The organism is Micromonospora sp. LOL_021 (assembly GCF_048060215.1).
Lineage (GTDB): Bacteria > Actinomycetota > Actinomycetes > Mycobacteriales > Micromonosporaceae > Micromonospora_E.
In genome coordinates this window covers 68,092-89,863 of sequence record NZ_JBHMIN010000020.1, presented here as the reverse complement: position 1 = coordinate 89,863, position 21,772 = coordinate 68,092, and the positions used below count along the sequence as shown (strand labels likewise).

Genomic DNA, 21,772 nt, shown 5'->3' with positions numbered 1-21,772 from the left:
CGCGCCCCGCGCTCCCAGGCCCCTCCCCCGCCGATGCGGCAGGACGACCGTACGGCGACCTTCGGACCGGCCAACCGGGAACTGGCTGCCCCCGACGGACCGTTGTCTACTGGCCCCGCACGACCACCTGCCCGTGCACCGGAAAGTCGCGGCCGGTTCGCGCCGCCTCGCCGACCCTCGCCCACTGGACCTGGCCGATGCGGACACCACCCGTGGCGATCCACGAGCGGCACAACCACACTGCGACAACAGTCGCTCGGCCAGCGGACGAAGAAACGAAGCGAACAACAGCCGCTTCCCGTGGTAGGACTCAAAGACGGTACGCGGGCCACCCCCGGTGCTGTCAACCCGGCCCAGGGACATCGACCACCGCCACCGGCGCGTCAACACCGGCGTGTCACCGGCCACCCCGGCTCACCCCACGCCAGCCGCCGCCCGACCCGCCGCCACGAAGATCTCCCGACCCCGCAGCACCGTCCGCAGACACCGCGGCAACGGCGTCGGATCCGCCGGCCCGCGCAACGCCGGATCCTCCGCCACCAGGACCGGCAGGCCGTCCGCCGACACACCCGCCGGCGTCTCCCACACCGCGAACGTCGCCGCCGCACCCAGCGCCAACGCACCCTCCTGCGCGGTCTGCACCACTCCCGGCGGCAACGCCCGCCAACCGCCCCTGGTGTGCGCGGCGAACGCCGACCGAACCGCCAACCGCGACGCCGGATTGAAATGCGAAACCGCGGCCCGGACAGCACCCCACGGATCCAGCGGCGTCACCGGCGAGTCCGAACCGAACGCCAACGTGACGCCCACCCCGTGCAACGCACCGAACGGATTCGACGCCAACGCCCGGTCCACCCCCAGCCGGGCCGCGTACATCTGACCCTCACCACCCCACAACCGGTCGAACGCCGGCTGCACACTGGCCACCACCCCGAACTCGACGAACGCCCCGATCACCCGCTTGTCGATTAGCTCGACGTGCTCCACCCGGTGCCGGCCGGCCCGCAACCGCTCCACCCCGACCTCGCCGGCCGCCGCCGCGAAGCCGTCCACGACCGCCGCCACCGCCGCGTCACCGATCGCGTGGAACCCGCCCTGCACCCCCGACCGGACACAGTCCACCAGATGCGCCGCGACCTGACCGGCGGCCAGGAAACAACTGCCGCAGCCGCCGCCGCCGTCGACGTACGGCTGCGACAGGTACGCCGTCCGCGACCCCAACGCGCCGTCGGCGTACAGGTCACCACCGGCGGCCACCGCGCCCAGCTCCCGTGCCCGGGCCGCCCCCAGAAACTCCCCCCAGTACCCGTACACCTCCGGCAGGCCGTCGCCCGACATCGCCAGCACGGAGACGAAGTCGGACTCCGACGACGTCTGCGGACCGCCGCACTCGTGCACCGCCGCGATACCCGCCCCGGCCGCCGCAGCCAACGCGGCCCGCTGCGCCGCCGCACGCTGCGCTGGTGTCAACGACCCGAACGCCACCGCCCGTACCGCGTGATGGTCGTCCTCCCGCACCCACCCTGGCGGATCGGACCGTTCCGCCAGACCCGGCACCGCCGCCAGCATCTCCGACGACACCAGCGCCGAATGGATCGACGCCTGAGACAGGTACACCCGACGCCCACCCGACGCCGCCGACAACTGCCGCGCGTCCGGCGGCACCGGCCGCTGCCACGTCGACTCATCCCACCCGTGCCCCAGCACCACCGCGTCCGGCGGCAGCCCCGCCGCGAAGCCGGCCACCCGGTCGACCAGCTCGGCCGGCGAACGCACCGACGACAGATCCAGGCCGGACAGCACCAGGCCGGTGTCGGTCGCGTGCACGTGCGCGTCGACGAAGGCCGGGGTCACCAGCGCGCCGGCCAGGTCAACCACGACGTCCGCCGGTGGCGCGTCCGTGTCCGCGCCCAACCAGCCGATCCGGCCGTCACGCACCAGCAACGCCGTCGCTCCCGGCACCGCCGGGCAGTACAACCTGGCACCCCGGTACAGCACCGCGGGCAGCCCAGCCTCCGAACCCACCGTACGAGTCGTCATCAGCTCAGTCTGCCGCTACCTGCGCGGGGGACGACACCTGCCCGCCGGAGCCGCCGATCGACAACCGAATCACCACCCAGTACCTAGCAAGACCGGAAGACTTACGGCAGACTAGTCCGCACACAGGAAATTATCCAGGAGTGCGGTACGCCCCACCGGACGCACCGAGCCAGGAGGACCGATGCTGCAACCCATCTCGGCAGACAATCCCGGAACCACCCCGACGCTGCCCCAGCCGTACGAATACCAGCGCCGCGAGCTCGTCGAACCCGACTGGACCCGACTACCCGGCTGGCGCGACGTCACCCCCGACCAGTGGCAGTCCGCCCAGTGGCAACGGGCCCACTGCGTCAAGACCGTCGCCCAACTGCACGCCGTCCTCGGCGACCTCGTCCGCGACGGCTTCTACGCCGAACTCGACGCCGACCAGAGCCGACACGCCACCATGTCCATGCTGGTCACCCCGCAGATGATCAACACGATGGTGCCAGCAGGCGCACCCGATACCGACTCCCTGCGGGCCGACCCGATCCGGCGCTACATGCTCCCGCTGGCCAGCGACCGCCGGACCGACTGGCCGTCCCACCCGTACGCCAGCCGCGACTCCCTGCACGAACACGACATGTGGGTGGCGGAGGGACTGACCCACCGCTACCCGACCAAGGTCCTCGCCGAACTCCTCGCCACCTGCCCGCAGTACTGCGGGCACTGCACCCGGATGGACCTCGTCGGCAACTCCACCCCGACGATCGACAAACTGCGCCTGACGCTCAAGCCCACCAACCGGTACCAGGCGCAACTCGACTACCTGCGCGGGCACCCCGGAGTCCGCGACGTCGTCGTCTCCGGCGGCGACGTGGCCAACCTCCCCTGGCGACATCTCGAAAGCTACCTGCAGAGCCTGCTGGAGATCGACAGCATTCGCGACATCCGGCTGGCCACCAAGGCGCTCATGGGCCTACCCCAGCACTGGCTGCAACCCGATGTCGTGACCGGCCTGGGCCGTGTCGCCCGTACCGCCGCCAGCCGCGGCGTCAACCTTGCCATCCACACCCATGTCAACCACGTGCAGTCACTCACCCCGCTGGTCGCCCGAGCCGCCCAGACCGCGCTCGACGTGGGCATCCGCGACGTGCGCAACCAGGGAGTGCTGATGCGCGGCGTCAACGCCGACCTGCACAGCCTGCTCGACCTGTGCTTCGCGCTCCAGGGCGAAGCCGGCATCCTCCCGTACTACTTCTATCTCTGCGACATGATTCCCAACGCCGAACACTGGCGGGTTCCGGTCCGGACCGCGCAGCAGCTGCAGCACGATCTGATGGGTTATCTACCGGGCTACGCCACCCCGCGGATCGTGTGCGACGTGCCGTTGGTCGGCAAGCGCTGGGTGCACATGCTCACCGAGTACGACCGGGAGCACGGCATCTCCTACTGGACCAAGAACTACCGAACCTCACTCGACGGATCCGACGACCTGGGACGGCGGTACCCGTACTACGACCCGATCGACACGCTGCCGGAGTCCGGACAGCGGTGGTGGTCCCGGCAACGGACGACCACCACCGGCTGATCCGGTCCGCTGCTCGTCAGCCGCTGAACGCGTCCCGTACGTTGCGGCCGGCGTCCTTCGCGTGCTCTCCCGCGTCCTTGGTCCGCGCCTTACTCGCCTCGGCGGCGCCCTCGGCCCGCATCTGCTCGTTGTCGGTCGCCGCGCCGTAGCGCTCCTTCGCCTGGCCCTTGAGCTCCTCGGCCTTGTTGCGCGCCTTGTCGGTCATGCCCATGGTCGATCACTCCTATCGCGGTACTGACCGGACGGTTTCCGTCCGTGCTTCCTGCATGCCCGGCGTCGTGGGCTTCAAACGGTGCGGCGCTTGGCGTGGTTGCTGGGTCGTTGATGTGCGGGATGGTGAAAGCACAGCGCCTAGAGCGTCCTAGGACGATAGGAAAGGCTTCCCGGCAGCCAGGCAGACCAGGCGACAGACTCAGACGAGTTTCGGCGGACGTGACTCGTACGGGGTGGACAGCACCACCGTCGTCCGGGTTGTGACGTTCGCCGCCGTCCGGATTTCCTGCAACAGCCGTTCCAGATCCGCCGGGCTCGCCACCCGGACCAGCAACAGGTAGAAGTCCTCCCCCGCCACCGAATAACAGGAATCGATTTCGGCCAGATGCGACAGCCGTTCCGGGGCGTCGTCCGGCTGGGACGGGTCAAACGGCCGGATCGCGACGAACGCGCTCAACGGCAGCCCCACCGCCTCGTACGACACCCGGGCGGTGTAGCCGTTAACCACCCCGCGCTGCTCCAGCCGGCGTACCCGCTGATGAACCGCCGACACCGACAGGCCCACCCGCTCGGCCAGCTCGGTGTACGACACCCGGCCGTCGGTGGTCAGCGCGGCGACGATAGCCCGATCGGTCTCTTCCACGGCGAGAAACCTACCGTCACCGGGCCAGTGCCCGGGAGATCACCACCCGCTGGATCTGGTTCGTCCCCTCCACGATCTGCAGCACCTTCGCCTCGCGCAGGTACCGCTCCACCGGATGGTCGGCCACGTAGCCGTACCCACCGAGCACCTGAACCGCGTCGACGGTGACCTTCATCGCGACGTCGGTGGCGAACAGTTTGGCCTTGGCCGCCTCGACGGCGTACGCCCGATCGGCGTCGCGCAACCGGGCTGCGGCCAGGGTCACCGCCCGAGCGGCCGACACCTGGGTGGCCATGTCCGCCAACAGGAACCCCAGCCCCTGCAGGTCAATGATCGGCCGGCCGAACTGCTCCCGCTGCCGGGCGTAACCGACCGCGTGGTCGAGCGCCGCCTGCGCCAGCCCGACCGCGCAGGCGGCGATCCCCAGCCGGCCGGCGGCCAGCGCGGACATCGCCACACCGAAGCCGGAGCCCGCGGCACCCACCAGGTGCTCCGCCGGCACCCTGGCCTGGTCGAACACCAGTTGGGCGACCGGGGAGGAGCGCAGGCCCATGGTGCGCTCCGCCGGCTGCGCCAGCACGCCGGCGGTGCCGGCCGGGACGAACAGGCACGAGATGCCCCGCGTTCCAGGTCCGCCGGTGCGGCAGAAGACGTTGTAGAAGTCGGCCACCGCCGCATGGGTGATCCACGCCTTCGTCCCGGTCACCACGTAGTCGTCCCCGTCGCGAACCGCCCGGGTGGTCAGCGCCGCCGCGTCCGACCCGCCCTGCGGCTCGCTGAGGCAGTACGCACCCAGCAGCTCACCGCCGAGCATCTCCGGCAACAGCTTCCGTTGCCGGTCAGTGCCGTACTCGGCCACCGGATAGCAGGACAACGTGTGCACGCTGACCGCCTCGGCGACCGCCAGCCAACGGCTGGCCAGCACCTCCAGCACCTGCAGATACACCTCGTAGGGCTGGCCCGCGCCGCCGTCGGACTCCGCGAACGGCAGGCCGAGCAGACCGGCCCGGCCGAGGGTGCGGACCACCTCCCGGGGGAACTCGGCCCGTGCCTCGAATTCGGCGGCCCGGCCGGCCAACTCCCGGTCGGCGAGCTCGGTGGCCAACTCGATCAGGTCGTATGCCTCGGGCGTGGGCAGGACGCGTTCGACGGTCATGGTGGTGCGCTCCAGGATGGTGAGCGGGCCGGCGCCGGCCCACGGTGGCGGGCCGGCGGTGCCGATCGACACCCAACAAGCTTAACGTTCGTTTGGCCGCGTCCCGTCGTGGTCCAGTCCCAGGACGCGACCCATCACCGTGCGGGTCCGCGCGACATCGGTGAGCAGCGCGGTGTGGTCGACGACCTGATCCACCGCCCCCAGCACCGGCAGCGCCCGCAGCTCGCGGTCACCGATCGCCGACCACAGGGCCCGAGCGAACCTGGCCGCGTCGAGCACCAGGAACGGCCGGTCCCGGAACGGCCGTACCGTCGGCTCCACCGGCGCGGCCAGCGCGAGCTGGTTGGTCCGCACCGCCAGCAGCTCGTACGCCTGACACAGCCGCCGCTGCCGCACACTCCACCCGGTCGCCGACAACGCCGCGGCCAACGTCGCACACAGCCCGTCATCGTCCGGCAGCCGGGCGAACGCGCTGCCCAGCCACTTGTGGTACGGCGGGTAGCAACGGCCGACCAGCAACGCCAGCCGCATCAGGTCCCGCACGATCCGGGCGGTCACCACCGCGCCACCGATCTCGTCGCCGACCTCCCCGCACCGGCCGACGAACGGCTCCTCGCCGGCCACCCGGGCCCAGGCCGCAGCCAGCACGTACCGCCAGATGTCCGGTGGGTACCAGGCGAGAACCGCACGGCGACCGGTCAGCCCGCCAACCGACCCGGCCGTGACGCCGGGCAGGGCGTCGTGGAACACGTCCCCGGCGGTGAACTCGGCGAGCCGTTGGGTCGGGGTGGCGAGCCAGTCCAGCCGGCCCGGCCCATCGGCCGGATCGAAGCCCAGCACCCGCTGGCACCAGGCAGACACGTCCGTCACCGTCACCCCGTGCCGGGCACCGTCGAGCGCCGGCACCCCCAGAGTGCGGTCGGCGTCCGGCGCGAACCTGGTCGGGAAGCCCAAAAAGGTCGCCGGCAGGTCCTCGGTAACGGCGGCGCACACCTGGTCGGCCAGGCCGGCATCGGCGCAGTCGAGGAACACCTGCACCCGCGGGCCCCAGTCATGGTCGCGGGAGCGTTCCGTGTCGAACCCGAACAGCTCCGAACCGGTGTCCATCCGGGCTGCGGCGTAGCGCAGCCGGGGGAACCGAGCGGCGATCGCCGGCGCCACCACCGCGTGGTGAAACCGGCGGCTCAGCTCCAGGCCGGGCAGGAACCTCATGTCGGCAGCCTGCCGCACCGGCCCGACGGCCGTGCCGGACAACCAGCGGTGTCACCGGGCTGTGCGAGGCTGTAGCGCGTGAACCGATCCGATGCTCTGCTGGCCGTCGACGCCCCGAGCCTGTACTTCCGGGCGTACTTCGGGGTGCCCGAGTCCGCCGCCCGCACCGCCGACGGCGAACCGGTCAACGCCATACGCGGCTTCCTCGACATGCTGGCCGCGCTGATCACCCGGCGGCGGCCGGCGCGGCTGATCTGCGCCCTCGACCACGACTGGCGGCCCGCCTGGCGGGTACGGTTGCTGCCGTCGTACAAGGCACACCGGGTGGCACCCACCGGCGGGGAGGTCGTCCCGGACACCCTGGTGCCGCAGTTGCCGGTACTGCTGGACGTGCTGTCCGCGCTGGGGGTGCCGTCGGTCGGCGTGGCCGGCTATGAGGCCGACGACGTGCTCGGTACGCTCGCCACCCGCCAGGCCGGCCCGGTCGAGGTGGTCTCCGGCGACCGGGACCTGTTTCAGCTGGTCGACGACGACCACCCGGTCCGGCTGCTCTACGTCGGTCGGGGGGTGGCCAAGCTGGAGGACTGCGACGGCGCGGCCGTCGAGCAGCGCTTCGGCGTACCGCCCGCCGGGTACGCCGACTTCGCCGCACTTCGTGGCGACCCGAGCGATGGCCTGCCGGGAGTGCCGGGCGTCGGCGCCAAGACCGCAGCGCGGCTGCTGCAGCGGTACGGCGATCTTGCCGGGCTGGTCGTGGCACTGGACGACCCACGGTCCGGGTTCGCTCCCGGTCTGCGGGCCCGGCTGGCGGCCGCCCGCGACTACCTGGCGGTCGCACCGACCGTGGTACGGGTAGCCAGGGACCTCGATCTGGCGGTCGAACCGGTGCGGCTGCCCGCCGCACCGACCGACCCCGACCGGTTGATGGAGCTGGCGGACCGGTGGAACCTTGCGGGCTCCTGTCGGCGGCTGGTCGACGCGATGGCAGGGGGCGCCGGCGGGTCCGGCGGTGCGGACGCTAGCGGGTCAGGCGTTGAACCCGTTGAACCCGCCTGACCGGCTCGACGCGTTCTGTTCACTACCGGTGTTCGAGCCGCTGCGTAGCGGGGTGAACCCGTTCGGCCGGGCAGGGGTCGGTGGCTGTGGGGCGCTACGCCGCTCGGCGATCCGCGCGTCGAGGTACGCCGCCGCCGCCCGGTCCTCCTCGGTCGGGGCGGACAGGACCGCGTACACCAGGCCGATCACCACGAGCAGCACCGCCACGCCGATCGGTACCAGCAGGGTTGCCGCGGTCGCCCCGTTGAGCACGCCGGTCGGCTCGTGCAGGTGCACCGACATCGCCGTCATGCCGGTGAAATGCATGCCGTTGACCGCGACACCCATCAGCAGCGCGGATCCGGTCATCGCCAGCGGCCGACGGACCGTGACCGCCAGCCACAGCGCCACCGTTGCCGCGATCACCGCGATCACCACGGAGAGCGTCACCCGGCCCGGCGCGTAGTCGATGTCGCCGTTGAGCCGCATCGCGGCCATCCCGGTGTAGTGCATCGCGGCCACGCCCAGGCCGGTGATGACCCCGCCGAGCAGGATCTTCACCAGCGACGGCCGGCCGAAGCCGACCAGGAACAGCCCGAACGCGACTGCGGCGATCGCGATCACCGCGCTGGCGATGGTGATCGCGATGTCGTAGCGGATCTGGGTGCCGGCCACACTGAAGCCGAGCATCGCCATGAAGTGCATGGTCCAGATGGCGGTGCCACCGATCGCGAACGCCGACAGCGAGAGCCACCAGGCCCGCCGGCCCGGGGTGTCCGACTCCCGGACCCGCACGGCGCAGATCAGTCCGAGAAACGAACCGAGCACCGACAACGCGTAACTCAGCGTTGGCGTGATGAAGCCATACTCAAAATGGTTGATATCTGCCACGTCCACCCCTTCGGCCCGAACCACAGGCTGGTACTCCCCGGACCGATGGTGAGCAGCGAAAAGGGTCTTCGCAAGCGATCGTTCGGTTGTTTCGCCGGGCCGTGTCGACATTGTGACGCACCACCGGTACCGGTGACTACGGCACGCTGTTCGACCGTCGACCGGCAGTCACCCCGTCGTCTGGTACGCCAGCACGCCGCGCTGCAGCGCGGACACCGCCTGCGCGGCCGTCCGCGCCAGCTGCGGCGACGCACCCCGGGCCTGGGCCAGCTGCCCGAGCATGTCGGCGACCTGCCGGGCCCACCGGACGAAGTCCCCGGCCGGCATCTCCCCGTCCAGGCTGTCCCCGCTGGCCAGCACCTTGGCCAGCGGCTCGCCCCGGGCCCACCGGTAGATCGGCCAGACAAAGCCGAGATCCGGCTCCCGGGTCGACTCCAGGCCGGCGGCCGCCTCGTCGGCCTCCAGGCTGGCCCAGATCGCGGTGGTGGCGTCCACCGCGGCGGTGACCGCCCCCCGCGGCAGCGCCGCCCGCTCGTCGACGTCGCGGCGGGCCTCGTACACCACCACCGACACCGCTGCGGCCAGCTCCGCCGGCGCCAGACCGTCCCAGACACCTCGGCGCAGGCACTCGGCGACCAGCAGGTCAGTCTCTGTCCAGATCCGGGCCAGCATCCGCCCGGCGTCGGTCACCGTACCGTCGGATGTCAGGTAGCCGCGGTCGGTCAGCAGACCGCAGACCCGGTCGAAGGTCCGGGTCAACGATCCGGTCCGGCCCGCCACCCGGGCCCGCAGCTCGTCGGTGTCTCGGGCCAGCCGGTGCCGTCGTTCCGCCCAGCGGGCATGCTCCTCCCGGTCCGGACAGCTGTGGCAGGGGTGCCGACGCAGTTCGGCGCGCAACTGGGTGATCCGGTCGTCGTCCCGGTCACCGCGCGCACGCCCCCGGCGGCGAGCTCCGTGGCGACCCAGGCCCGTCCCGGCCACCGCCGCCGCCAGATCCCGTCGGGCCGCCGGTGACCGGTGGTTGAAATGCTTCGGCACCCGGATCCGGGTCAGCACCTCTGCGGGGACAGTGAAGTCGCCGACCGACACCCGGCCCGCCCACCGGTCCTGGGTCAGCACCAGCGGGCGGGGCTCGCCGAACCCGCCCGCGCCCGGGTCGAGCACCACAGCCAACCCGGCCCGTCGACCCGACGGGACCCGGATGACGTCACCGACCCGCAGCCGCTCCAGCGAGTCGACCGCCGCGGTGCGCCGCTGCTGCTGACCCTGCCGGGCCAGCTCCCGCTCCCGGTCGGCGATCGCCACCCGCAGATCGAAGTACGCGTCGAAGTCGCCGAGGTCGCAGCGCGTCTCGACGCCGTACGCCTCGATGGTCTCGGTGTTGCGCTGCGCCTGCCGGGCCAGGCCAACCACCGACCGGTCCGCCTGGAACTGGGCAAAGGACGATTCGAGCAGTTCCCGGGCGGCGTTGAAACCGACGGTGCCGACCAGGTTGACCGCCATGTTGTAGGACGGTCGGAAACTCGACCGTAGCGGATAGGTCCGGGTCGAGGCGAGCCCGGCGACGTGCCGTGGATCGACCTCCGGCGACCAGACCACCACCGCGTGGCCCTCCACGTCGATACCGCGCCGACCGGCCCGACCGGTCAGCTGGGTGTACTCGCCCGGGGTCAGGTCGACGTGCGCCTCCCCGTTGAACTTGACCAGCCGCTCCAGCACCACACAGCGGGCCGGCATGTTGATCCCCAACGCCAGCGTCTCGGTGGCGAACACGGCCTTGATCAGGCCCCGGACGAACAGCTCCTCGACGACCTCCTTGAAGGCCGGCAGCATGCCGGCGTGGTGCGCGGCGAGACCGCGTTCCAGCCCGTCCAGCCAGCCCCAGTAGCCGAGCACCGACAGGTCCTCGGCCGGCAGACTGGACAGCCGAGACTCCACCAGCCGACGGATCTCGGCGCGCTCGTCCGGGGTGGTCAGCCGCAGACCGGCGGCCAGACACTGGGCGACGGCGGCATCGCACCCGGCCCGGCTGAACACGAACAGGATCGCCGGCAGCAGGCCCTCCCGCTCCAGACGTTCGATCACGTCCGCCCGCAGCGGGGGACGCCAACGCGGGCCGCGACCACCGGACCGGCCCCAGCCCGGCCCGTGGGTACGGCCGTCACCGAGTTCCAGCCGCCGCAGCATCTCCCGGCTGTATCGCAGCAACTCCGGATGCACGTCATGCTTGCGGGCCGCGTCGGCGTCGTGGAACAGGTCGAACATCCGCCGACCGACCAGCATGTGCTGCCACAGCGGGACAGGACGGTCTTCGCTTACCACCACCTCAGTCTCGCCACGCACGGTGACCAGCCAGTCGGCGAACTCCTCGGCGTTGGACACCGTCGCGGACAGCGACACCAGGATGACCGACGACGGCAGGTGAATGATCACCTCCTCCCAGACCGCGCCCCGGAACCGGTCGGCCAGGTAGTGCACCTCGTCCATCACCACGTAGGCCAGGCCGTCCAGAGTGGCCGAATTGGCGTACAGCATGTTGCGCAGCACCTCGGTGGTCATCACCACCACGGGCGCGTCGCCGTTGATCGCGTTGTCCCCGGTCAGCAGCCCCACCTGGGCGGCGCCGTACCGGTCGACCAGGTCGTGGTACTTCTGGTTGGACAGTGCCTTGATCGGGGTGGTGTAGAAGCACTTGCGCGGCGGGCCGCCGGCCGGCGCGGCACCGGCGCGTAGCGCCAGATGGACCGCGAACTCGCCGACCACCGTCTTGCCCGCCCCGGTCGGCGCGCAGACCAGCACCCCGCTGCCCCGTTCCAGGGCCTGGCAGGCGGCCCGCTGGAAGTCGTCCAGATCGAAACCGAGATCGAGGGCGAACTCCCCGAGCGCGGGAAAGGCGGCGGCCTGCGCGGCCCGGCGGCGCGCTGCGGCGTACCGCTCGGCGGGGCTCGACATACCGCAAGATTAATCGCAGCCGGCCGGTGGCGTCCCGGTCAGGGGTCTCGTCACTCCCGGGCACAGAGGGTCGAGCAGCGGCGGCGGCCACTCAGGTTAGGGCAACCTACCGGGCCGCCGAGCCGGCTCGATAAGGTGCAGGCGTGCCGGATCAACCCGAACGCCCCCGCCCCGACGTATCCGCCGGTCCCGGGTACGAACCGGCCGACCGGCCACGACGCCGCCCGGTCGAGGCGGTCCTGTTCGACTTCCACGGCACACTGGCCCAGGTCGAGGACCCGGTCCGTTGGGTCACCCAGGGTGCCGAGGCGTGCGGGGTGTCCCTGGACCGGGGGCGGGCTACCGTCCTCGCTGACCGGCTGCTGACCGCCGGCCGGGCAGGTGGGCCACTGCCCACCCGGGTCCCCCCGCAACTGGCCGAGGTGTGGGCCGACCGCGACCTGTACCCGCAGGCGCACCGGGCCGCGTACACCGGCCTGGCCGCGACGGTCGACAGCGGGGTGGACGGCCTGGCCGACGCCCTCTATCAGCGGCTGCTCGGCCCGGACGGGTGGCTGCCGTACGCGGACACCGCCGCGACGTTACGGGCCCTGCACGCCGCCGGGGTGCCGGTCGCCGTGGTCAGCAACATCGGCTTCGACATCCGTCCGCACTTCACCGCCTGGGGCCTGGCCGACCTGATCGGCGCCTGGGCGTTGTCCTACGAGGTGGGCCGCTGCAAACCCGACCCGGCGATCTTCCTGCGGGCCTGCGGGATGCTGCGGGTCGATCCGGAGCGGACCCTGATGGTGGGCGACACCCCGGCCGACGCGGGCGCCGTACGGGCCGGCTGCGCGGCGCTGGTGCTGCCGGCGGCCGACCCGGGTCGGGCCAACGGACTCGCGGCCGTGCTCGACCTGGCCACCGGCGAGCCGGACCGGTGATCACCGCAGCAGCCGCACCGCTCCCGGCACGGCCGTGACGGTCACCGGCAGCGGCCCGAGCCGTTCACCGTCGGCGTGGCAGATCAGATCCGGCGCGTCGATCGTCAGCTGGCGGGCCCGGAGACTGCGCACCATCGGATGGTCGACGTGGCTGCCCCGCCGGACCTGCGGTTTGATCCGGATCAGCGTACGGCGGGAGACCGGCCCGGCCACCACCACGTCGAGCAGCCCGTCGGTCGGGTCGGCCGCCGGGCAGATCCGCATCCCACCGCCGTAGCTGGCGCAGTTGCCGACCGCGACCAGCACCGCGTCGAAGTCGTCCCGCTCGCCGTCGCGCACCATTCGGTAGCGGCGCGGCCGCAGCCGCGCCAGCTCGGCCAGGACCGCCAGGTCGTAGCGGCGCGGCCCGGACGGCCAGCGCATCCGGTTGGCCCGCTCGTTGACGATCGCGTCGAATCCGGCGGCCAGCACCGCGCCGAACCACCGGTCCGGCCGGCCCGGTGCGGACACCCGGGCCAGGTCGACGGGCCGGCTGCGGCCGGCGGCCAGAGCGGCGGCGATCACCGCCGCCGCGCGGGCCGGATCGGCCGGAAAACCGGTGCAGGCGGCGAAGTCGTTGCCGGTGCCGGTCGGCACCGGACCCAGCGGGACGTCGGTGCCGGCGAGCGCCTGCAGGGCAAGGTGCACGGTGCCGTCGCCGCCGAGGGTCACCACTGCGGCCGCACCACCGGCCACCGCGGCCCGACATGCGCTCGCCGCCTGGTCCGCGGTGACGGCGGCCAGCAGCCGCACCGGCCGACCGGTCGCTGCCAGCAGGTCACGGACCAGCGGCAGGACTGCCGAATGCCGGCCACGGCCGGCCGCCGGGTTCGCCAGCACCGCGATCGCACCGGGCACGACAGCGGACGGACCGGCCGGACCGGTCACGTCATGTCGTCGTAGCGACGCTCGATCGGCAACGGCTTCGGCACCGGCTGGGTCGGCACGACCGGGGTGACCGTCTCGGTCCGCTCCGCGACCGCGACCGGCTGCGGGTCGTCGTCCAGCGGCGACGCCTCGTCGTCGTCGAGCCCGGCGTACACCTCCTTGCCCCGGCCACGGCGCTTGTCGTTGAGGAACGCCACCCCGACCGCGACGAAGTACAACAGCGCCAGACACGCCGCCAGCAGGGTCATCCCGAACGGACCCGGGTCCGGGGTGGCGACCGCCGCGAACGCGAAGCAGACGAAGACCACCGCGCGCCACCAGCTGAGCAGGCGGCGTGCGCTGACCACGCCGGTGAAGTTGAGCATCAGCAGCACCAGCGGGAACTCGAACGCGACCCCGAACAGCAGGATCATCGTGGTCACGAACGAGATGTACCGGGTGACCTCGAGCTGGGTAGACAGGCCGGTAACGCCGGATTCGAGCAGGAACGCCAGCCCCTTGTCCACGACGAAGTAGGCAAGCATGGCACCGGCCAGGAACAGCGGTGCCGCGATGGAGACGAAGACGTACGCCCATCTGCGTTCGTGCCGGTGCAGGCCGGGAGCGATGAACGCCCAGAGCTGGTAGAGCCAGACCGGGCCGCCGACGATCAAGCCGATCCAGAGCGCCAGCTTCAGCTTCAGGACGAAGCCGTCAGCCGGAGACAGCTGCAGGAACTCCCGGCAGGTGCCGTCTGCGGTCGTCTCGCCGGTGCCGGGCAACTGGCAATACGGCTGCTTGAGCAGTTGGAACGCCGGTTCGGCGAGGAAGAATCCGACGACCAGCCCGACGACGATCGCCAGCGAGGCCCAGAACAGTCGGGTACGCAGCTCACGAAAGTGCTCGATCAGGGTCATCGAGCCGTCGGAGGCACGGTCGAACTTGCTCGGACCGCGCCGACGCAGGGCGAAGCCCACGGCAGGAGACCTTTCCGGTCAGTTGGTGTCGCGGACGCGCTGTGGCTGCTGATCGGCCGCCGGCGCCGGCGGTGGCTGGTAGCCCGGCTGATGCACGCTGGTCGGCTCGATCACCGGCTCGGCCTGGTACGGCGCGCGGCCGTGCTGGGCGTCGGCCTTCTCGGCGAGGTCCTTGTCGTCGTCGGCCAGGCTCTTGGTCTCGGCCTTGATGATCCGCAGGGAGCGGCCGAGTGACCGCGCCGCGTCCGGCAGCCGCTTGGCGCCGAAGAGCAGGATCAGCACGACCACGAGTACGGCGATGTGCCACGGCTTCAGGGCATGCATGGCATAGCTCCAGTCGGTGCGTCGGGTGGTGACGAGCCCATCGTACGTGCGTTCGCGGGGTCCGCCACCTGCCAGACCGGGTCAATCTGGCCTGGTCGGTGAAGTCTCAACCACGATCAACTGACCCGTCAACCACGGACGGCACAACGCTGACCGGCGCTTCGCAGGCACTGGCCGAACAGGCCAGGTTGGCGTGACCGGCTGGTCAGCCGCGTCCGTCCGGGCGGTCCACAGGCCGTCCACGCCGGGTGGTGGCCGCCAGGCTCTGCTCCAGCTGCGCCAGCCGCAGCTGCAACCGCTCAGCCTGCGCCGCCAACGCCTCCGCTTCGCCCTGGCGGCGCTGCAGGGCGAGCGCGGCACGGCGCAGCGCGGGAAGCCGGGTCAGCACCGGGCGGACCGCCCCGACGAGCACCAACAGAGCGCATCCCAGCACGGCGAGAACGATCCAGGTCAGCACCCGAGCAGACTAGCCGCTAGCGGACAGGTCCGCAGCCGGCGCACCACCGGGTACGGCGTACGCGGCCAGCGCGGCGGACGCGGCCGCGTGCACCTGCGCGACCAGCTGCGCCGGAGCGACCACCGTCACGTCCGGGCCCAGCCCGAGGACGAACCGGCGGGCCCAGGCCAGATCGGTGACCCGCATGGTGACCAGCCACTCGCCGTTCGGTTCGACCCGGACGTCCTCGCACGGGTAGTACTCGGTGATCCACCGGCCGCACCGGCCGACCCGCAGGACCACCGACGGCAGGCCCGGCGTCGGTTGGAACGCGGCCTCCCGGGGTTCGTGCCGACCGGCCTGCGGCGGCACGGCGGCCGGCTGGTCCAGCTCGACCAGGGCGTCGACCCGGTCGGCCCGGAACAGCCGGACCGCCTCGGCCCGCCGGCACCAGGCCTCCAGGTAGCCCCGACCGCCGATCATGAGCACCCGGATCGGGTCGACGACCCGATCGGTGGTCTCGTCGCGGGCCGCCGTGTAGTAGGTGATCCGTACCGCCCGGCCGCTCTGTGCCGCCGACCGCAGTCGGTCCAACCGGGCCGTGTCAGCGGGCAGGCGTACCGCCACCGGGGCACCGGCCGACTCGCCTGCCGCGTCCTCGATCTTGGCCAGCGCGCGCTCGACGGCGTCCCGGTTGGCCAGCCCCGGCGTCTCAGCCAGCATCCGCAGCGCCACCACCAGGGCCAGGGCCTCGTCCGGCGTCAGCCGCAACGGCCGGTCGATCCCCGCGTCGTAGGTGATCGTCACCCGGTCGCCGTCGAACGCCATGTCGATCAGGTCGCCCGGACCGTAGCCGGGCAGCCCGCACACCCACAGCAGCTCCAGGTCCTCCCGCAGCTGACGGGCGGTGGTGCCCAGATCAGCTGCTGCCTGTGCGATCTCCACGCCCGGCCGGGCCAGCAGGTAGGGCACCAGGTTGAGCAGCCGGGCGAGCCGGTCGGCGGAGGCCCGCGAGCCGGTCGGTCGGGACGTGGTCACCCCCGCACCTCCGCACCGGCCGGCTGGTGCGCCACCACGATCTCCTTCAGTCGCTGGATCACCAGCTCGCGCAGCTCCGGCGGATCGAGCACCCGCACGTCGGCACCGTACCCGGCCAGTTGGCCCGCGAGCGCCTCCGGCTCGGCGTAGCGCAGCGTCAGCCGGTCCCCGTCCGGGCCCGGGACGCAGGACTCCGCGCCGCGCCGCAGGCCGGCGGCCCGGCCCGGCCCGGCCAGCACGGTGGCCACGCCGGTACGTTCGACCGGGTCCGACCAGCGGGCGACGTGACTGATCAGGTCGACGTCGGTCGGCGGGTAGTAGCTGCCGGCCCGACCGGTGAGCCGCACCGCGCCCACCACCCGGGACAACCGGAAGCAGCGGGTGGCCGCGCGGTCCTGGTCGTGGCCGACCACGTACCAGCGCCCCCGCCAGCAGACCACCCCCCAGGGCTGCAGCCGTCGCCGGGTGGGGGTGTCACCGCGGGGCACCCGGTAGTCGAAGGTCACCGGACGCCGGTCGCGGGCCGCGGCGGTCAACGCGGCGAACGCCGGGTCGACCGTGACCACCGGCTCCACCCCGAGGGTGGCCTGCGGATCCACGTCGATCCCGGCGGCCCGCAACTTGGCCAGCCCGGACGAGGCGGCGGCGGCCAACCCGGCGTGCTGCCACAGCCGGGCGGCGATGCCGACCGCGGCGGCCTCCTCCGGCTCCAGCGGGATCTCCGGCAGCGCGTACTCGCGGTGGGCGATCCGGTAGCCCGGTTCGCTGTCGAAAGCGCTCGCCACGCCGGTCTCCAGCGGCACGCCGAGGTCGCGCAGCTCCGCCTTGTCCCGCTCGAACTTGCGCTGGAACGCCTCGTGGTCACGGACGTCAGACGGATCGTGTTCGTAGCCGGGTACGGTCGCGGCGATCTGCGCGGCGGTCAGGAAGCGCCGCGTCGACAACAGGCAGATCACGAGATTGACCAGGCGTTCGGTCCGGTTGCGGGACACGGCACGACGCTAGCAGTGTCGGCGCGGCAGCGACCGCCCCGCCCGGCCGCCGTACGAGGGTGCAGGTTAGCGTGCCCCGCATGGTGCGATGGCGTGACGGCAGGGTCACCGCGGTCCGGCGGCGGTGGCGGGGGGCGGTCGAACTGGACGTCGCGGTCGACGGGGAGCCGGTACGCGCGGTGGCCTACCCGGAGCTGGTCGGCGAACCCGAACCCGGCGACCGGGTGCTGCTGAACGTCTCGGCGCTGCTGATGGGGCTCGGCACCGGCGGGTACGCCCTGGTGGTGGCGGTGCCGGACCGGCTGCCACCGGACCCGCCGGGCGGGCGGGACCGCTCCGACGGGCACCTGGTGAAGGCCCGCTACACCCCGCTGCAGGCGATCGTGTGCGGGGTCGACGAGGAGGCGTCACCGCACCGGCAGGTGCTGGCCGACGCCGAGGACCTGGCCGGGATGCCGGTGGTCACCGCCGACCTGCACTCGGCGCTGCCGGCGATCGTCGCCGGCGTCCTCGCCGACCGGCCCCGGCTGCGCGTCGGGTACGTGATGACCGACGGCGGAGCGCTGCCCGCCGGCTTCTCCCGGACCCTGGACGGGCTGTCCGGAACGCTCGCCGGCACGGTGACCGTGGGCCAGTGCTTCGGCGGCGATCTGGAGGCCACCACCGTCCACAGCGGGCTGCTGGCCGCCCGGCACGTGCTGGCCGCCGACGTGACAGTGGTCTGCCAAGGTCCGGGCAACCTCGGCACCGGCACCAGATGGGGCTTCTCCGGCGTCGGGGTCGGCGAGGCGGTCAACGCCGCCGCCACGCTCGGCGGGCGGCCGGTCGGTGCGCTGCGCGTCTCCGCCGACGACCCGCGGCCGCGTCACCGCGGCCTGTCGCACCACAGCAGCACCGCGTACGGCCGGGTGGCACTCGCTCCGGCGGACCTGGTGGTCCCGGCGGACCTGCCGGCGGAGATCGCCGACGACGTGACCACCGCGCTGCGTCGACTGGTGGCGCCGATCGGCCGGCACCGTGCGGTACGGGTCGCCACCGACGGTCTCGACGCGGCGTTGCGGGCCAGCCCGGTGCCGCTGCGCACCATGGGCCGGGACCTGGCCGGCGACCACGCGTACTTCCTGGCCTGCGCGGCCGCCGGCCGGCACGCGGCGGCGCTGGCCGGCGGCGACCAGTGACCCGACAGCGCTGACCCGGCAGCGACGGCTCAGCTGACGATGATCAGGACCGCCCAGGCACCCAGGATGAGCGCCAACGCCGTGGCGAGCACCCAGGTGGGCACGGTGTACTCGCCACGGCGGTTGCGGGCGATCTCCGCGGCGATCTTGTTGCGCCGCCGCTCGAGCCAGGTCTCGGTCCGGGGAAACGGGCTCGGCCGCCCGGCGGCAGACGGCGGCGGCGCGGGATCGTCGCGGGTGGGTTCAGCCATCGTCCGGTGAGCCTACCGTCTCACATGCTCGCGATCAGGCGCTCCACCCGCTCGTCGTAGGCCCGGAACGGGTCCTTGCACAGCACGGTGCGCTGGGCCTGGTCGTTCAGCTTGAGGTGGACCCAGTCGACGGTGAAGTCCCGCCGCTTCTCCTGGGCGTGCCGGATGAACTCGCCACGCAGCCGGGCCCGGGTGGTCTGCGGCGGGGTCTCCTTCGCCTCGAAGATCTCCGGGTCGGTGGCCACCCGGTCCACCTGGCCGCGCCGCTCCAGCAGCGCGTACAGCCCGCGGCCGCGGCGCAGGTCGTGGTACGCCAGATCCATCTGGGCGACCCGCGGGTGGGACAGCGGCAGATCGTGCTTGCGCTGGTAGCGCTCGATCAGCTTCAACTTGGTCACCCAGTCGATTTCCCGGGCGACCGGATCCAGGTCACCGGTCTCGACCGCCCGCAGCACCCGGCCCCACAGCTCGACGACCCGCTTGGCGGTCTGGTCGCCGCCCCGGCGTTCGACGAACTCGGTCGCCCGGGCCAGGTACTCCTGCTGGATCTCCAGCGCGCTGACCTCCTTGTTGGAGGCGAGGCGGATCTTGCGCCGGCCGGTGATGTCGTGGGAGACCTCCCGGATCGCCCGGATCGGGTTCTCCAACGACAGGTCCCGCATGACGACGCCGGCTTCGATCATCCGCAGCACGATGTCCGCGCTGCCGACCTTGAGCAGCGTGGTCACCTCGTTCATGTTGGAGTCGCCGACGATGACGTGCAGCCGGCGGTACCGCTCGGCGTCGGCGTGCGGTTCGTCGCGGGTGTTGATGATCGGCCGGGACCGGGTGGTCGCCGAGGAGACGCCCTCCCAGATGTGCTCGGCCCGCTGGGACAGGCAGTAGACCGCCCCGCGCGGCGTCTGCAGTACCTTGCCGGCACCGCAGATGAGCTGCCGGGTGACCAGGAACGGGATCAGCACGTCGGCCAGCCGACCGAACTCGCCGTGCCGGGAGACGAGGTAGTTCTCGTGGCAACCGTACGAGTTGCCGGCCGAGTCGGTGTTGTTCTTGAACAGGTAGATCTCGCCGGCGATGCCCTCGTCGTGCAGCCGCTTCTCGGCGTCCACCAGCAGCCCTTCGAGGATCCGCTCGCCGGCCCGGTCGTGCGCCACCAGGTCGGTCACCGAGTCACACTCCGGCGTGGCGTACTCCGGGTGGGATCCGACGTCGAGGTAGAGCCGGGCCCCGTTGCGGAGAAAGACGTTGCTGGACCGCCCCCAGGAGACCACCCGGCGGAACAGGTAGCGCGCCACCTCGTCCGGCGACAGCCGCCGCTGGCCGCGGTAGGTGCAGGTGACACCGTACTCGGTTTCGAGCCCGAAGATTCGCCGTTCCATGACCAGACATTAGCCGCCCCGAGGGCTCCGTGGTCAGTCTCGGGCGACCTGTCGGACGAACTACGTCCGACAGGTCGCTTTCGCGCAGAGTTATTGGCCGGATGCGTACGGCAACTCGCCGGCGGAGAGCCGGGCGGCGAACTCCCGACAGCGGCCGTAGTCCGGCAGCAGGCCGTCGGCGCGGGCCCGGGCCAGTGTCGGGGCCGCGTCGTCGCGGGCGGACAGCTGCGGCGCGGCGACCGGCCAGTCGACGGCCAGGTCGGCGTCGAGAGGATGCACGCCGTGCTCCGCGCGCGGGTTGTAGGTGGTGGAGCAGAGATAGTTCAGGGTGGCGTCGTCGGACATCGCGCAGAACCCGTGCCCGAGTCCTTCGCTGAGGTAGACCGCGCGGCGGTCCACGTCGTCGAGCCGCACCGCCGTCCACCGGCCGAACGTCGGTGAACCGACCCGCAGGTCCACGATCACGTCGACCACCGCGCCCCGTACGCAGCTGATGTACTTGGCCTGGCCGGGTGGCACATCGGCGAAGTGGATACCCCGGACCACGCCGCGCGCCGAGACCGACAGGTTGCCCTGGGCCAGCCGCAGCGGATGACCGACCGCCCCGGCCAGGTGGTCGAAGCGGTACCACTCCATGAACAGCCCGCGCGGGTCACCGTGCTGCTGCGGGGTGACCTCCCAGGCGCCCTCGATCTCGAGCTCGCGGATCTTCATCAGGCCTCCTCTGCCGGTCCGGCATCGGACAACCGGTGGTCGTGGCGCTCCTCGAGCAGGCTCAGCAGGTAGCTGCCGTAACCGCTTTTTGTCAGCGGCTCGGCGAGGGCGCGCAGCTGATCGTCGTCGATCAGTTTGGCACGCCAGGCGGACTCCTCGACGCAGCCGATCTTCATGCCCTGGCGCTCCTCGATCACCCGGACGAACTCAGCGGCCTGCATCATCGAATTGAACGTGCCGGTGTCCAGCCAGGCCGTCCCCCGGTCCAGCACGGTCACCGACAGCTGACCGGCCCGGCGGTACGCCTCGTTGACCGCGGTGATCTCCAGCTCGCCACGGTCGCTCGGCTTCAGCCCCGCAGCGATCTCCACCACCTGGTTGTCGTAGAAGTACAACCCGGGCACCGCGTAGCGCGACCGCGGCCGCTTCGGCTTCTCCTCGATCGACAGCACCCGGCCGGCGGCGTCGAAGTCGACCACGCCGTACGCCTCGGGGTTGGCCACCGGGTAGGCGAAGATCAGTCCGCCGGTGAGGTCGGCGTGGTCGGACAGCTTCCGGCCCAGACCGATGCCGTGGAAGATGTTGTCGCCCAGGATCAGCGCGACGGACTCATCGCCGATGAAGTCCGCGCCGAGCACGAACGCCTGGGCGATGCCTTCCGGCCGGGGCTGCGCCCGGTAGCTCAGCCGCAGCCCGAACTGCGCGCCGTCGCCGAGCAGTCGCCGGAACTGTGGTTGATCCTCCGGTGTGGTCACGACCAGGATCTCCTGGATGCCGGACATGATCAGGGTGGCGAGTGGGTAGTAGATCATCGGTTTGTCGAAGACCGGCATGAGCTGCTTCGACACGGCGCGAGTGATCGGCCAGAGCCGAGAGCCGGTGCCGCCGGCGAGTAGGATTCCACGCACGGCGGGAGCCTACCGGCCTAACCACCCACAGCAA

General features: G+C 71.9%; 21 protein-coding genes. 4 read left to right on the top strand and 17 right to left on the bottom strand.

What is annotated here, in order from left to right:
• Positions 1-414: 414 nt before the first annotated feature.
• The gene (locus ACFHWT_RS15515) at positions 415-2,040 is read right to left on the bottom strand and encodes an amidohydrolase (RefSeq protein ID WP_416595299.1); all 1,626 of its coding nucleotides are present in this window, start codon (positions 2,038-2,040) and stop codon (positions 415-417) included.
• Positions 2,041-2,221: 181 nt separating this feature from the next.
• On the opposite strand from ACFHWT_RS15515, the gene ACFHWT_RS15510 reads away from it, so the two are divergent.
• The gene (locus ACFHWT_RS15510; protein ID WP_416595298.1) at positions 2,222-3,610 is read left to right on the top strand and encodes a KamA family radical SAM protein; all 1,389 of its coding nucleotides are present in this window, start codon (positions 2,222-2,224) and stop codon (positions 3,608-3,610) included.
• A 16-nt stretch (positions 3,611-3,626) separates the two neighbouring features.
• Here the strand turns inward: ACFHWT_RS15510 and ACFHWT_RS15505 are convergent, their stop codons facing one another.
• From ACFHWT_RS15505 to ACFHWT_RS15490, 4 genes are all read right to left on the bottom strand, one after another.
• Positions 3,627-3,821 (bottom strand): CsbD family protein, encoded by a 195-nt coding sequence (locus ACFHWT_RS15505; RefSeq protein WP_123601535.1) that lies wholly within the window; start codon positions 3,819-3,821, stop codon positions 3,627-3,629.
• A gap of 201 nt (positions 3,822-4,022) precedes the next feature.
• Positions 4,023-4,466: an Lrp/AsnC family transcriptional regulator gene (locus tag ACFHWT_RS15500; RefSeq protein ID WP_282230701.1), complete on the bottom strand. Its 444-nt coding sequence runs from the start codon at positions 4,464-4,466 to the stop codon at positions 4,023-4,025.
• A 16-nt stretch (positions 4,467-4,482) separates the two neighbouring features.
• Entirely contained in the window at positions 4,483-5,622 is a 1,140-nt protein-coding gene (locus ACFHWT_RS15495) for an acyl-CoA dehydrogenase family protein (protein ID WP_416595321.1), read from the bottom strand.
• A gap of 81 nt (positions 5,623-5,703) precedes the next feature.
• Entirely contained in the window at positions 5,704-6,834 is a 1,131-nt protein-coding gene (locus tag ACFHWT_RS15490) for a DUF4037 domain-containing protein (protein WP_416595297.1), read from the bottom strand.
• Between the two features lie 78 nt (positions 6,835-6,912).
• Between ACFHWT_RS15490 and ACFHWT_RS15485 the strand changes: the two genes are divergently transcribed.
• Entirely contained in the window at positions 6,913-7,890 is a 978-nt protein-coding gene (locus ACFHWT_RS15485) for a 5'-3' exonuclease (protein ID WP_416595296.1), read from the top strand.
• On the opposite strand, the gene ACFHWT_RS15480 is transcribed toward ACFHWT_RS15485, so the two are convergent.
• Together ACFHWT_RS15480 and ACFHWT_RS15475 are read right to left on the bottom strand one after the other, a co-directional pair.
• A complete protein-coding gene (locus tag ACFHWT_RS15480; protein WP_282230698.1) occupies positions 7,861-8,760 on the bottom strand; it encodes an MHYT domain-containing protein in 900 nt (299 codons plus the stop codon). The genes ACFHWT_RS15485 and ACFHWT_RS15480 overlap by 30 nt on opposite strands.
• Positions 8,761-8,928: 168 nt before the next feature.
• The gene (locus tag ACFHWT_RS15475) at positions 8,929-11,712 is read right to left on the bottom strand and encodes a DEAD/DEAH box helicase (RefSeq protein WP_416595295.1); all 2,784 of its coding nucleotides are present in this window, start codon (positions 11,710-11,712) and stop codon (positions 8,929-8,931) included.
• A gap of 143 nt (positions 11,713-11,855) precedes the next feature.
• Between ACFHWT_RS15475 and ACFHWT_RS15470 the strand changes: the two genes are divergently transcribed.
• A complete protein-coding gene (locus ACFHWT_RS15470; RefSeq protein WP_416595294.1) occupies positions 11,856-12,635 on the top strand; it encodes an HAD family hydrolase in 780 nt (259 codons plus the stop codon).
• Here ACFHWT_RS15470 and ACFHWT_RS15465 read toward each other — a convergent pair whose 3' ends face one another.
• From ACFHWT_RS15465 to ACFHWT_RS15440, 6 genes are all read right to left on the bottom strand, one after another.
• Positions 12,636-13,562 (bottom strand): diacylglycerol kinase family protein, encoded by a 927-nt coding sequence (locus tag ACFHWT_RS15465; protein WP_416595293.1) that lies wholly within the window; start codon positions 13,560-13,562, stop codon positions 12,636-12,638. It lies immediately after the preceding gene.
• Positions 13,559-14,518, bottom strand: coding sequence for a twin-arginine translocase subunit TatC (gene tatC, locus ACFHWT_RS15460; protein WP_416595292.1), 960 nt, complete (start codon positions 14,516-14,518; stop codon positions 13,559-13,561). Before tatC ends, ACFHWT_RS15465 begins: the two co-directional genes overlap by 4 nt.
• A gap of 18 nt (positions 14,519-14,536) precedes the next feature.
• Positions 14,537-14,842, bottom strand: coding sequence for a Sec-independent protein translocase subunit TatA (gene tatA / locus ACFHWT_RS15455; RefSeq protein WP_416595291.1), 306 nt, complete (start codon positions 14,840-14,842; stop codon positions 14,537-14,539).
• A gap of 205 nt (positions 14,843-15,047) precedes the next feature.
• A complete protein-coding gene (locus tag ACFHWT_RS15450) occupies positions 15,048-15,299 on the bottom strand; it encodes a hypothetical protein (RefSeq protein WP_416595290.1) in 252 nt (83 codons plus the stop codon).
• Between the two features lie 9 nt (positions 15,300-15,308).
• Positions 15,309-16,316, bottom strand: a complete 1,008-nt coding sequence (locus ACFHWT_RS15445) for a helix-turn-helix transcriptional regulator (protein ID WP_416595289.1) — start codon at positions 16,314-16,316, stop codon at positions 15,309-15,311.
• Positions 16,313-17,308 (bottom strand): helix-turn-helix transcriptional regulator, encoded by a 996-nt coding sequence (locus ACFHWT_RS15440; RefSeq protein ID WP_416595288.1) that lies wholly within the window; start codon positions 17,306-17,308, stop codon positions 16,313-16,315. The genes ACFHWT_RS15445 and ACFHWT_RS15440 overlap by 4 nt, the downstream gene beginning before the upstream one ends.
• An 80-nt stretch (positions 17,309-17,388) precedes the next feature.
• Between ACFHWT_RS15440 and ACFHWT_RS15435 the strand changes: the two genes are divergently transcribed.
• Positions 17,389-18,486, top strand: a complete 1,098-nt coding sequence (locus ACFHWT_RS15435) for a DUF3866 family protein (protein ID WP_416595287.1) — start codon at positions 17,389-17,391, stop codon at positions 18,484-18,486.
• A gap of 29 nt (positions 18,487-18,515) precedes the next feature.
• Here the strand turns inward: ACFHWT_RS15435 and ACFHWT_RS15430 are convergent, their stop codons facing one another.
• From ACFHWT_RS15430 to rfbA, 4 genes are all read right to left on the bottom strand, one after another.
• On the bottom strand, positions 18,516-18,737 hold the full coding sequence (locus ACFHWT_RS15430; protein ID WP_416595286.1) for a hypothetical protein: 222 nt from the start codon (positions 18,735-18,737) through the stop codon (positions 18,516-18,518).
• A 20-nt stretch (positions 18,738-18,757) separates the two neighbouring features.
• Entirely contained in the window at positions 18,758-20,116 is a 1,359-nt protein-coding gene (pafA, locus tag ACFHWT_RS15425) for a Pup--protein ligase (RefSeq protein WP_416595285.1), read from the bottom strand.
• A gap of 90 nt (positions 20,117-20,206) precedes the next feature.
• Positions 20,207-20,830: a dTDP-4-dehydrorhamnose 3,5-epimerase family protein gene (locus tag ACFHWT_RS15420; protein WP_416595284.1), complete on the bottom strand. Its 624-nt coding sequence runs from the start codon at positions 20,828-20,830 to the stop codon at positions 20,207-20,209.
• Entirely contained in the window at positions 20,830-21,738 is a 909-nt protein-coding gene (rfbA, locus tag ACFHWT_RS15415) for a glucose-1-phosphate thymidylyltransferase RfbA (RefSeq protein WP_416595283.1), read from the bottom strand. Before rfbA ends, ACFHWT_RS15420 begins: the two co-directional genes overlap by 1 nt.
• Positions 21,739-21,772 lie beyond the last annotated feature (34 nt).

What these genes read in the sequence shown, in the direction of transcription:
- ACFHWT_RS15515 (WP_416595299.1), bottom strand. Translation starts at nt 2,040, where the DNA reads ATGACGACTCGTACGGTGGGTTCGGAGGCTGGGCTGCCCGCGGTGCTG.
- ACFHWT_RS15510 (WP_416595298.1), top strand. Translation starts at nt 2,222, where the DNA reads ATGCTGCAACCCATCTCGGCAGACAATCCCGGAACCACCCCGACGCTG.
- ACFHWT_RS15505 (WP_123601535.1), bottom strand. Translation starts at nt 3,821, where the DNA reads ATGGGCATGACCGACAAGGCGCGCAACAAGGCCGAGGAGCTCAAGGGC.
- ACFHWT_RS15495 (WP_416595321.1), bottom strand. Translation starts at nt 5,622, where the DNA reads ATGACCGTCGAACGCGTCCTGCCCACGCCCGAGGCATACGACCTGATC.
- ACFHWT_RS15490 (WP_416595297.1), bottom strand. Translation starts at nt 6,834, where the DNA reads ATGAGGTTCCTGCCCGGCCTGGAGCTGAGCCGCCGGTTTCACCACGCG.
- ACFHWT_RS15475 (WP_416595295.1), bottom strand. Translation starts at nt 11,712, where the DNA reads ATGTCGAGCCCCGCCGAGCGGTACGCCGCAGCGCGCCGCCGGGCCGCG.
- tatA (WP_416595291.1), bottom strand. Translation starts at nt 14,842, where the DNA reads ATGCATGCCCTGAAGCCGTGGCACATCGCCGTACTCGTGGTCGTGCTG.
- ACFHWT_RS15435 (WP_416595287.1), top strand. Translation starts at nt 17,389, where the DNA reads ATGGTGCGATGGCGTGACGGCAGGGTCACCGCGGTCCGGCGGCGGTGG.
- ACFHWT_RS15430 (WP_416595286.1), bottom strand. Translation starts at nt 18,737, where the DNA reads ATGGCTGAACCCACCCGCGACGATCCCGCGCCGCCGCCGTCTGCCGCC.
- pafA (WP_416595285.1), bottom strand. Translation starts at nt 20,116, where the DNA reads ATGGAACGGCGAATCTTCGGGCTCGAAACCGAGTACGGTGTCACCTGC.
- ACFHWT_RS15420 (WP_416595284.1), bottom strand. Translation starts at nt 20,830, where the DNA reads ATGAAGATCCGCGAGCTCGAGATCGAGGGCGCCTGGGAGGTCACCCCG.